The sequence below is a fragment of the Bradyrhizobium sp. USDA 3315 genome, assembly GCF_054056795.1.
The window spans coordinates 7224807-7235741 of sequence record NZ_JBSRYP010000001.1 but is presented as its reverse complement, the minus strand read 5'-3'; the positions used below and the strand labels follow the sequence as shown (position 1 = coordinate 7235741).

Below are 10935 nucleotides of genomic sequence, written 5' to 3'. Positions count from 1 at the left end.
GCCTGTGATCGGGCCAACTATCGGTGAGTCCTCAGGGATTCCCAAGCCAAAAAAATTCCTATCGCCTGTGGATCGGAGCTTCGCCCCGCTGTTCACAGGCGAAGTTTTTATTCGCGGTCCCGGATTGAATTTTGGGGACTCACGTAGGCCTACGGGCAAAGTACGGATCAGGCATGTCAGAGCCGTGATGGTCGGGCGACAAAATCGCGGGCAAGGTGAGGCCGACTCACATCCCCGCCGGGTTCCATGACAGTCCAGAAGCCCTCCGCGCGGCCGCGCCTTGCGCCCGCCGGCCTGATGTTCCTCGCCATCACCTCGGTGGGTTGGGGGTTCAACTGGCCGTCCACCAAGTTCCTGCTCGGCGAGCTGCCGCCGCTGACCTTGCGCGGCACCACCGGGGTGATCGGCGCCGTGCTGCTCGCGGTGCTGGCGCTGATCCGTGCCCAGAGCCTGCATGTCGAGAAACGGCTGTGGCCGCGGCTCGCGCTGTATGCGGCGCTCAACGTCACCGGCTGGATGGTGCTGATGGGGCTCGCGCTGCTCTGGCTGCCGGCGAGCGAGGCGGCGCTGATCGCCTACACCATGCCGGTATGGGCCTCGCTGCTGGCCTGGCCGGTGCTCGGCGAGCGGCCGACGCTGCTGCGGACCATCGCGCTGGTGATGGCCTTTGCAGGCCTCGCCGCGATCATGGGCGGCAGCGGCATCACCGCGAGCAGAGAGAAGCTGCCGGGAATCATCATGGCGCTCGGCGGCGCCTTCGGCTTTGCGCTCGGCACCGTGCTGGCCAAGAAGTACCCGCTGGTGATGCCGCCGATCCCGGCCGCGGCCTGGCAGATCGGCCTCGGCTGCGTGCCGATCGCGATCGTCGGCCTCTTGATCGAGACCACACATCTCGACCGCATCACGACGGTCGGCTGGTGGCTGCTGGTCTACTCGACGCTGATCCAGTTCTGCGTCGCCTATGTCGCCTGGTTCGCCGCGCTCGCCCGCCTGCCGGCCTCGGTGGCGGCGATCGGCACCATGGCGGTGCCTGTCATCGGCGTGGTGGCGTCCGCGGTCGCATTGCACGAGCCGCTGGGGCCAAGCCAGATCGTCGCGTTGCTGTTCACGCTCGCCGGCGTCGCGCTCGCGACGAGGTAGCGATGGACTCCACCTCGCCCCGCTTGCGGGGAGGGGTCGGAACGCATCGTTAGATGCGTTCCGGGTGAGGGGGAGTCTCCGCAGACGCAGCTAGCAGCGAATGCGCGGAGACGGCCCCTCACCCCAACCCTCTCCCCGCAAGAGCGGGGCGAGGGAGCAAAGCGCCGTTGTGGTTGCTACCCGACCTTATCCATCGCGCTGGTCTAGCTCACCTCACTCGCCGAGCGCCTGCTGCAGCATGCTGGCGAGCTGCGCCTTGCGGTAGGGCTTGGCCAGCAGCAGCACGCCTTCGTCGAGGCGGCCGTGATGCACGATCGCGTTCTCGGTGTAGCCCGAGGTGTAGAGCACCTTGATGCCGGGGCGGCGTTTTTGCACCTCGTCGGCGAGCTGGCGGCCGTTCATGCCGCCGGGCATGATCACGTCGGTGAACAGGAGGTCGAACTTCTCGCCCTTGTCGACCAGCGCCAGCGCGGCGCGGGCGTCGGGCACGGCGATGGTCTTGTAGCCGAGCGCGCCTAGCTGCGTGACGACGTAGTTGCGCACCAGCTGGTCGTCTTCCACCACCAGGATGACTTCGCTGCCGCGCCGCACCGGCTCCGGCGGGGGCGCCTCGACCTCGACCTGGCCGCGGGCAGGGGGCAGATAGAGCTTGATCGTGGTGCCGTGGCCTTCCTCGCTGTAGATCTTGATATGTCCGCCGGACTGCTTGACGAAGCCGTAGACCATGCTCATGCCGAGGCCGGAGCCCTTGCCGACTTCCTTGGTGGTGAAGAACGGCTCGAACACCTTGTCCTGCACCGCGTGCGACATGCCGGTGCCGGTGTCGCTGACCGCGAGCAGCACGTAGCGGCCCGGCGTGATGTCGGGATTGACAGCCGCATAGGCGTCGTCGAGCACGATGTTGCTGGTCTCGAACAGCAGCTTGCCGCCGTTCGGCATCGCGTCGCGGGCGTTGATCGCCATGTTGAGCAGCGAGTTGGCAAGCTGCGACGGATCGATATGGACGCTGGCGACATCGGGCGCCAGCACCGAATTGATCTCGATCTGCTCGCCGAGCGTCGGCCGCAGCAGCTTGGCGATGTCGACCACGGTGCCGTTGATGTCGACGGTGCGCGGCTCCAGCGGCTGGCGGCGCGCGAAGGCGAGCAGATGCTGGATCAGCTCGCGGCAGCGCTCGGCGGCGCGGTCGATCAGCTCGGCGGTTTTCGCGAGCTGCGGCTGGGCGCGCAGGCTGTCGACCAGCGTCTCAGTGGTGCCGGTGATGACCGTCAGCATGTTGTTGAAGTCGTGCGCGACGCCGCCGGTCAGCTTGCCGATGGCGTCGAGCTTCTGTGCCTGCTGCAGCTTGTGCTCGGTTTCGCGCGAGGCGGTGATGTCGTGATAGATCAGCGCCGCGCCGGTGATGGTGTCGTCGCCATCGCGCAGCGGCCGGCCCGACACCACGAGGTGAATCTCCGGCGCGCCGCGCACCGGCTTGGCGACGAATTCCAGCCCGTCGAATTCCTCGCCGCGCAGCGTCCTGGCCGACGGCATGTCGTCGGCCTGCATCGGCGTGACGCCGTCGGACTGGAACACGTTGCTCATGGCGCGCAGCTGCCGGACCGTCATGCCCGGCTTGTAGCGCAGCATCTTCTCGGCGGCCGGGTTCGACAGCAGCACGGTGCCGGCGCTGTCGATCACCAGCACCGCCTCCGCCATGGTGCGGAAGGTGGTTTCCATCACCGAGGTGGAACGGCGGAGCTCTTCGAGCGCGGCACCGAGATCCTTGGTGCGATCGGCGACCTTGCCCTCGAGCGACAGATTGGTCGCCTTGGTCGCGCTGAGCGCGCCCTGCAGTTCGCGGCTGGCGCGCCGGGCCGTCACCGTTAGCGCGATCGCGAGCAGCAGGATCATCGCCACGCCGGCGAGATCGATCATCAGCAGCAGCCGTCCATTGGTCTTGGACTGGTCGGTGCGAATCCGGAGCAGGCGGCGCTCTTCGGTGACCAGGCGGTCGAGCGCCGCGCCGACCTTGTCGGTCAGCGCGCGGCTCTCGCCCGCGGAGACCAGCGCCGCGGCGCCGGCCGTGTCGCCCGCGCTGCGCAACCTGATCAGCTCGGCGCCGAGCGCAATGGCACGCTGGACCTCGACCCTGGTGCCCGTGATCAGCTGCGCCTCCTCGGGGGCCGACGTCACCGCCGCCATCAGATCGTCGAAGGCCGCGGTGAGGGCTGCGCTCTGCTCGCGAAACTCGTCGGCAAAGGACGCATCGCCGGTCAGCGCGAAACCGCGCGCCGCGCTCTCGACGCTGCGCGGCAGCTGACGCGCGTCCGAAATGCGCTTCAGGATGCTGAGCGTGCGGTCGACCGAATCAATCTCGCTGCGCGACTTGACGTCCAATCCGATCGACGCCGCGCTGATGACGAGGAGGATCGCAAGGCCGCTGCCGAGAATGAGACGCTGGGAAGCCATCGACGATTAGTACGAGCAATTATTTCGAAAGACGAGCGGAAGGTGCATACTTCGCAAGACATTCGTTAACGGCGGCAATCAGCGCCTGCGGGGTGAACGGCTTGCGCAGGCAGGCGGACGCGCCGAGCTCGATCGTCATCCGCAGGAAGTCCGGCGCGCGATCGGCATTGGCGAAGGCATAGCCGGACATCGCGATGACGGGAATATCGGGGGCACGCTCGTGGAAGACGCGGATCGCCTCGAACCCGCGCATATGCGGCATGAAGACGTCGACCAGCATGACATCGAAGGTGGCCTGCTCCAGCGCGCGCATGCCGGCTTCGCCGCCATCGGCGACGGTGACCTCGAAGCCCTGGCGTTGCAGACACACCTCGATGGCAACGCACACCATCGGGTCGTCATCAACCACGAGAACGCTCGGCACGATGCATCCTCTTTCTAACGGCCTCGCGTGCCGGCGACTCGCTTGGCCTGTTCGTCAATTAAGGCGGAACCTGGACGGAAAGTCTGTATCATAGAATGCATATGCTGTTTGCTGACAAGCAGATTTCCAGCTAGCCGTGACACATCACCTGTATTTGTCCATCCCCTTTACGACAGGTCCATGACTGCAGTTCCCGTCGCCGGCCGCGCCCCGCTGTCACCGCTTGGCCTCGCATTCCTGGTCGTTGCCTCGATCGGCTGGGGACTCAACTTCCCGATCATGAAGTTCCTGCTCACGGAGTGGCCGCCGCTGTCCGCGCGCGGGCTGTGCGGCGTGGTCGGCGCGGTTGCGCTCGGTCTGGTCGCGCTGATGCGGGGACAGACGCTGCGCGTGCCCGACGGCATGTGGTTGCGGCTTGCTTTGGTGTCGACACTGTCGATCGGCGGCTGGGTCGCGTCCATGGGCCTCGCGCTGATCTGGCTGCGGGCCAGCGAGGCGGCTGTGCTCGGGATATCGATTCCGGTGTGGGTCGCGCTGGTGGCCTGGCCGGTGCTCGGCGAGCGCGTGTCGCTGCCGCGTGCGCTTGCGCTTGCGGTGGCGCTCGCCGGGATCGCGGCGCTGATCGGCGGCGGCGGCATCGACACAAGCCTCGGCAAGCTGCCGGGGATTCTGTTCGCGCTCGCCGGCGCGCTCTGTGTCGGGCTCGGCACGGTGATGACCAAATCGTTCAAGCTCGCGATGCCGCCGCTGTCGCTCGCGGCCTGGCAGCTTGCGATCGGCTGCGTGCCGATCGCGATCATCGGCATCATGATCGAGCAGCCGCAGCTCGCCGCGCTGTCGCAGTTCGGCTGGGCGTCGATGATCTACATGACGCTGATCCAGTTCTGCCTTTGCTATGTCTGCTGGTTTGCGGCGCTCGAGCGATTGCCGGCGGCGACCGCGTCGATCGGCACGCTGCTGGTCCCCGTCGTCGGCGTGCTCGCGGCAGCGGCGATGCTGCGCGAGCCGCTCAACGCGAGCGATATCGCAGCGCTCGTGGTGACGTTCGCGGCCGTCGCGGTCGCCTTGCGCACATAAGACTTGCGTACATCAAAAAGGGCGGCGCTGGCGCCGCCCTTTTGCAATCAAGAATTCAGGCCTTCATTACGGGCAGGGATGCCGCCGGCCGTCGTAGCCGAGATAGGTGCCCGAGGCCGGATCGTAAGACCTGTAGCGCTGCGCGCAGTAGCTGGCGCCGCCGCCACTCGGCACCTCCACGGCGACAGACGGTTCATCGTAATAGCCGTAGCTGTCGTCATAATAGCCGGGGCCGTAGCCATAGCCGGAGCCGTAATACGCGCCCGAGGCGAGCGCGCCGCCGACGACCGCACCGGCCACCGCGCCGGGCCAGAACCCGCCGCCACGATGGTACCCGCCGTGCCAGCCGCCACCGCCGCGCCAACCGCCGCCGCCACCACCGGCCCAGTGACCGCCGCCACCGCCGCCGTGCCAGCCGCCGCCTCCGCCGCCCATGCCACCTCCGCGGCCGCCGCCGCCAAAGCCACCACCGCCGCCACCACCAACGTGGCCACCGCCGCCGCCCATCGCACCCATCTGTGCGGCAGACTGGGCGAACGAAACGGTCGGCGCCACAGCCAACGGCAGCGCAAGCGCCAGAGCCGCGGCGGTGCTCAGAACCTTCATATTGATCATTTTGGACTCCATCAAAACGGTGAATGTCTAACCATCTCTGTGGTCGGACGTTCCCGTGCTCCACATTGATTGTGGGTCATCTTCGCGTAGCCGGCGGCTCATGTATGGCAGCTGAACAAAACTCCTCGTGAGCGCGTCATTTGGTCGCCAACTGGGTGCATAAACCGGGGGCTGTCCGAGGGGTGCGGGGCTACCTTGGCGGCGGCTGGACATTTGGGGAATGAGGTGGCATCAGAGCCCATAGCATCGAACCGACGACCGGCCACGCATGAAACAATTCCTGCTGAAATTCTTCACCTGGTGGAATGGCCAGACCTTTGGCACGCAATTGTGGACCTCGCGATTCGGCGAACTGGTCGGCGAGGACGAGCAGGGCAACCGCTATTACCGCACCAAGGGCGGTGAGATCGACCCGACGCTGCATTTCGAGCGCCGCTGGGTGGTCTACAACGGCTACGCCGAAGCCTCCCGCATTCCGGCCGGCTGGCACGGCTGGCTGCATCACACGGTTGATGTGCCGCCGACCGAGGAGAGCTACCAGGCGCGCGAATGGGAGAAGCCGCATCTGCCGAACCTGACCGGCACCGCGCAGGCTTACCGCCCGTCCGGCTCGACGCTGGCGAGCGGCCGCCGCCCCAAGGCGACCGGCGACTATCACGCCTGGACGCCGGGAAGCTGACTTTCACGCATTGTTGTTCTGACGTGCACGTGCGTAACGACGCGCGTGCATCGCACACGCGCCCGGCAGCGCAAGCGCGCGCCTGTGAACAACGGTAACAGCGGGGACAGATGGGCCGCAGCCGATGCTGCCCGCTTGCGCCGGGCGCGGGTTCGCGGCTCAATAGGGCCATCTTACGGAGATGGGAAACCATCGCGTCGGATCGGGCTCCAGATCGCGACTGTCCCGATGTGCAGCGGCCTCCGAGTTGGATGCGGCCGGGAGATAGGCCCCCGGTACAGACGTCCTGAAATCGCCCGCAAATGTGAGGCTACCGTGAGACAGGAAGGGCCGCTCGGGAAACCGGGCGGCCTTTTTCTTTGCGGCGATCAGGTCAGGACAGCCGTGCCGCGGCACGGCCCATCAAGTCGGCGCGGCGCGCCTGCGACGGCGCGATCCGCTCTTTCATGAAAGCGAGGATCTCGGCCGGTGCGGTGTCCGGCGAGCCCGCGTTGAACGGCGGGGCCGGGTTGTATTCGAGCCTGAGCTGGATCGCTTCCGCGGTCTTGCGGTCGACGAGCTCCGACACCAGCGTCAGCGCGAAGTCGATGCCCGCGGTGACGCCGCCGCCGGTGAAGCGGTTGCGGTCGACGCAGACGCGCGTCCTGGTCGGAATGGCCCCGAAGCCCGACAGGAAATCGATCGAGCTCCAATGCGTGGTGGCGCGAAAGCCCTTGAGCAGGCCGGCCGCGCCGAGCACCAGCGATCCCGTGCAGACCGACGTGACGTATTTCGCACCCTCGGCCTGCTTGCGCAGGAAGGCCAGCATCTCCTCGTCGCCGACCATGTCGTCGGTGCCGAAGCCGCCGGGCACGCAGATCACGTCGAGCTGCGGGCAGTCGGCAAAGGTCGTGGTCGGCGTCAGGACCATGACGGAATCAGTCGGAACGGGTTCGATGCGCTTCCAGATCAAATGGACCTTGGCGCCGGGGACCGAGGAGAACACCTGCAGCGGACCGGTCAGGTCGAGCTGGGTCACCTTCGGGAAGACGAGCAATCCAATCTGCAGGGGTTCGGTCATCGGGGGCTCCAAATAGCGCTTGACGGAACCACGATGTCATGATGGCCTCTCGTCCAAAATGGCGTATTTCCCTCATTTTCGGACGTAGGTCTCCTGAAGCAAGGCTCCCAAGAGACGCAAGGCTCCTGAGAGAGGATCGCCAAGAAAGTAACGTCACCTGCGAGGATTTGGCGATGATCGGCATCCTGATCTTTCCCGACTTCCAGCTGCTCGACGCGGCCGGGCCGATCGCGGCCTTCGAGATCGCGGCGCGCTTCGCCAACAACGCGCCAGCGATCAGGACGCTTGCGGTGAAGGCAGGACCGGTGCGCTCTTCGTCCGGTGTCGAGATGCTCGCGCGCGGCCTCAAGCCATCGACGGCGATCACGACGCTGATCATTGCGGGCGGCAACGGCGTGCGCACGCCGGCGACCTGTCCAGCCACGCTGTCATTCGTGCGGCGGATGGCCGGCCGTGGCATTCGCGTCGCCAGCGTCTGCTCGGGCGCCTATGTGCTGGCCGAGGCGGGCCTGCTCGACGGCCGCCGCGCCACCACGCATTGGCAGCGCACGCCGCATTTCGTGAAGACTTATCCGAAGATCAAGCTCGAGCCGGACCAGATCTTCGTGCGTGACGGCAATATCTGGAGTTCGGCCGGCATCACCGCTGGCATCGACCTCGCGCTCGCGATGATCACCGAGGACTATGGCGACGAGGTCGCGCAGAACACCGCGCGGCAACTCGTGCTGTATCATCGGCGCAGCGGCGGGCAGTCGCAGTTTTCCTCGCTGCTGGAATTGAAGACGCCGAACGGCCGGTTCGGGCCGCTGCTCGCCTGGGCGCGCGAGCATCTCGATGCGCCGCTGACGGTCGAGGACCTCGCCGACAAGGCCGGGATGAGTTCGCGGCATTTCACCCGCGCCTTCATCGCGGAGACCGGCACGACGCCATCGAAAGCGGTCGAGCGGCTCAGGATCGAAGTCGCGCGGCAGCGCGTGCAGTCGTCGGGCGAGGCGATCGAGCGCGTCGCCGAGATCACCGGCTTCCGCGATCCCGAGCGGATGCGCCGCGCCTTCATCCGCGCCTTCGGCCAGCCGCCGCAATCACTGCGGCGTGCGGCGCGGGCAGGGTAGGCGAGTTTGGGACAAGCTCGTTGTCCGATTTCACCCGATCCATGTTGTCTTTGCAGTGATGAACCTGGCGAGGGTTCCCGTGACCCACGTTAAGTGGGCATTGGGGACCCGAGGAGGTTCTAATGACAAAGCATCGAACGATTACCGGGTTCGTGGCTGTCGCCCTGCTGGCTGTCACCGCGACCGCCGCGACCATCAAGTCGCACGCGCCCCGGACCGACGGCATTGCCGTCGCCGGCACGGACGCGCTCCCGGCCAGGGATTTCAGCGATCGCTGGTCCGCGATATCCGATTTGCCTCCGGCAACGGACATGACCGGGCGTGCAACTGACGCACGTTAAGGGCATGGACGGAGGTCCGGCCGGTTCGAGGACGCAGCCCGTGCAGAGATCACTCGTCTCGCAACAAAAAATGCCCCGCCGAAGCGGGGCAAGATGTTGAACGACTTAGTCTTGAGCGACTTGGTCTTGAATAGAACTAACGGTTCCACCGCGCCGGAATAGCGCAGTCATTCACCAATACAGGATCAGCCCACGATCGCAGAGATCCACGGATGCTCTGATCACGAACCGTGCTTCAACCGAAAGATCACTGGCCCAATGTATCGGTTGCGATCTTCTTCTTGAGTGCTTCGCAGGTATCCCTGACCTCCGCGGTCATCAACGAGACGGCTTCGATCTGCAGGAAGAAACGCTTGCCCTGATCGCGGTAACCGGCAGCGAACTCCTTGATCTCGGCGATCATGTCATGAACGCCTGCGACCATGACCTCGCAGTTCTTCGCGGCCAATTGCAGTTCCGATCCAAGGGCCTCGATCTCTTTCACCGCCGCTTCATATTCGCGCACGACCGCCTCGGCCGACAGCTTGCCCACCTCGTTGACGCCGTTGCGATGCTCGACATAGTCCGGCATCGGTGAGAGGGGCCGGATGTTGCTGCGTGGTCGATGCGAAGTCACCGTGTTGATTTCGTCCTCCATCTGCTCCGACGGAGCGCGGGCGAGGACTTCTGCACTAACACTCATGCGAACTCTCCATAACTTGTTACGGCGAATGGAGTTTAGCAATGTCAACGGAATTGTCTCGATTTTCCACAGTTTTGAGGTAAGCGCAATTGTGCGCTGCAGCATTGTGTTGCGTCAATGTGGCGCGTCGGGATGCCAGCCAAGCAGTGTGAGCATCACAAAGAAGCCGACGACATAGGCCGCCATGATCGGCCAGCCCTGGGTGATCCAGCGGACCACCGATTTGGCTTCCGGGTACATGTTGGACACCGCAACGCCCGCCGACGAGCCGAACCAGACCATCGACCCGCCAAATCCGACCGCGTAGGCGAGGAAGCCCCAGTCATAGCCGCCTTGCTTCAGCGCCAGCGCGGTCAGGGGAATATTGTCGAACACCGCCGAGACGAAGCCGAGCCCGAGCGCGGTCTGCCACGATGCGGCGGGCAATTTCTCCACCGGCATCATCGAGGCCGCCGTCACCAGCGCGAGCAGGAAGACGGTGCCCTTCAGCGTCTCGGGCATCACCGACCAGTCCGGCCGCCGCAGCACCGAGGTGACCAGGATCGCGGCCCAGACCGCGAGCCCGAGCACGGGCAGCGTATCGAGCAGCGCGGGGAACTTCAGATTGGCCGTCACATTGGCCGTCAGCGCGGCGAGCAGGATCACGGCCACGATCGCAACCCGCGCCCAGTCGATTCTGAGGCCGGACGGTGCATCCTTCACGATCGGCGAAAAGCGGTGCTGTTGCAGCGAGGCCGGCACCGCAAACACCAGCATCGCGACGATGGCTGCGACATATGCCTCCACGACCGTGAGCGGGCTGATGCCGTCGATCCACATCATCGTCGTCGTGGTGTCGCCGACGACGCTGCCGGCGCCGCCGGCATTCGATGCGGCGACGATGGCCGCGAGATAGCCGATATGGACGCGGCCACGGAACACGTGGCGGGCCACGGTGCCGCCGATCAGCGCGGCCGCGATATTGTCGAGGAAGCCCGACAGCACGAACACGATGACCAGCAGGATCAGTCCGCCCTTCCAGTCATCGGGCAGCAGCGCCGGCATCTCGTCGGGAATGCGGCTCTCCTCGAAATGGCGCGACAGCAGCGCAAAGCCCATCAGGAGCAGAAACAGGTTGGCGAGCGTGACCCACTCATGCTCCATGTGATGCGCGAGACCGGGCAGGCCCGCGCCGAATTTCGCAAAGCCCGCGAACAGCAGCTTGTAGGCGACGATCGCGGCAAGGCCCGTCAGCGCCACCGCGAGCGTGTGGTGATGGAAGATCGCGACGCCGAGCAGCGTCAGCGCGAACAGGATGAAATCGAGCGGGATACCGTAGACGAGGAGTGGCGTGAGCAAGACGATCTCGATGGCT

11 protein-coding genes are annotated in these 10935 nt (G+C 65.7%); 5 read left to right on the top strand and 6 right to left on the bottom strand.

What is annotated here, in order from left to right:
* Nucleotides 1-246: 246 nt before the first annotated feature.
* The gene (locus ACVIYL_RS33935) at nucleotides 247-1140 is read left to right on the top strand and encodes a DMT family transporter (RefSeq protein ID WP_253608839.1); all 894 of its coding nucleotides are present in this window, start codon (nucleotides 247-249) and stop codon (nucleotides 1138-1140) included.
* A gap of 213 nt (nucleotides 1141-1353) precedes the next feature.
* On the opposite strand, the gene ACVIYL_RS33930 is transcribed toward ACVIYL_RS33935, so the two are convergent.
* Entirely contained in the window at nucleotides 1354-3591 is a 2238-nt protein-coding gene (locus tag ACVIYL_RS33930) for a CHASE3 domain-containing protein (protein WP_253608838.1), read from the bottom strand.
* 19 nt (nucleotides 3592-3610) lie between these two features.
* Nucleotides 3611-4015 carry a response regulator gene (locus tag ACVIYL_RS33925; RefSeq protein ID WP_026192708.1) on the bottom strand — a complete coding sequence of 135 codons (405 nt, stop codon included), beginning with the start codon at nucleotides 4013-4015 and terminating at the stop codon, nucleotides 3611-3613.
* A gap of 180 nt (nucleotides 4016-4195) precedes the next feature.
* On the opposite strand from ACVIYL_RS33925, the gene ACVIYL_RS33920 reads away from it, so the two are divergent.
* On the top strand, nucleotides 4196-5092 hold the full coding sequence (locus ACVIYL_RS33920) for a DMT family transporter (RefSeq protein WP_253608837.1): 897 nt from the start codon (nucleotides 4196-4198) through the stop codon (nucleotides 5090-5092).
* A 66-nt stretch (nucleotides 5093-5158) separates the two neighbouring features.
* On the opposite strand, the gene ACVIYL_RS33915 is transcribed toward ACVIYL_RS33920, so the two are convergent.
* Nucleotides 5159-5707 carry a BA14K family protein gene (locus ACVIYL_RS33915; RefSeq protein ID WP_253608836.1) on the bottom strand — a complete coding sequence of 183 codons (549 nt, stop codon included), beginning with the start codon at nucleotides 5705-5707 and terminating at the stop codon, nucleotides 5159-5161.
* Nucleotides 5708-5975: 268 nt separating this feature from the next.
* On the opposite strand from ACVIYL_RS33915, the gene ACVIYL_RS33910 reads away from it, so the two are divergent.
* Nucleotides 5976-6386, top strand: a complete 411-nt coding sequence (locus ACVIYL_RS33910) for an NADH:ubiquinone oxidoreductase subunit NDUFA12 (protein WP_057019975.1) — start codon at nucleotides 5976-5978, stop codon at nucleotides 6384-6386.
* 373 nt (nucleotides 6387-6759) lie between these two features.
* On the opposite strand, the gene ACVIYL_RS33905 is transcribed toward ACVIYL_RS33910, so the two are convergent.
* Complete coding sequence (locus tag ACVIYL_RS33905; RefSeq protein WP_456780637.1) at nucleotides 6760-7446, bottom strand: DJ-1/PfpI family protein; 687 nt, start codon at nucleotides 7444-7446, stop codon at nucleotides 6760-6762.
* Between the two features lie 173 nt (nucleotides 7447-7619).
* On the opposite strand from ACVIYL_RS33905, the gene ACVIYL_RS33900 reads away from it, so the two are divergent.
* A complete protein-coding gene (locus tag ACVIYL_RS33900) occupies nucleotides 7620-8558 on the top strand; it encodes a GlxA family transcriptional regulator (protein ID WP_310879417.1) in 939 nt (312 codons plus the stop codon).
* A 122-nt stretch (nucleotides 8559-8680) separates the two neighbouring features.
* On the top strand, nucleotides 8681-8899 hold the full coding sequence (locus ACVIYL_RS33895) for a hypothetical protein (RefSeq protein ID WP_456780636.1): 219 nt from the start codon (nucleotides 8681-8683) through the stop codon (nucleotides 8897-8899).
* Between the two features lie 247 nt (nucleotides 8900-9146).
* Here ACVIYL_RS33895 and ACVIYL_RS33890 read toward each other — a convergent pair whose 3' ends face one another.
* Complete coding sequence (locus ACVIYL_RS33890; RefSeq protein ID WP_246715851.1) at nucleotides 9147-9686, bottom strand: hypothetical protein; 540 nt, start codon at nucleotides 9684-9686, stop codon at nucleotides 9147-9149.
* 9 nt (nucleotides 9687-9695) lie between these two features.
* Complete coding sequence (locus tag ACVIYL_RS33885; RefSeq protein ID WP_456780635.1) at nucleotides 9696-10919, bottom strand: citrate transporter; 1224 nt, start codon at nucleotides 10917-10919, stop codon at nucleotides 9696-9698.
* Between the last annotated feature and the right edge of the window lie 16 nt (nucleotides 10920-10935).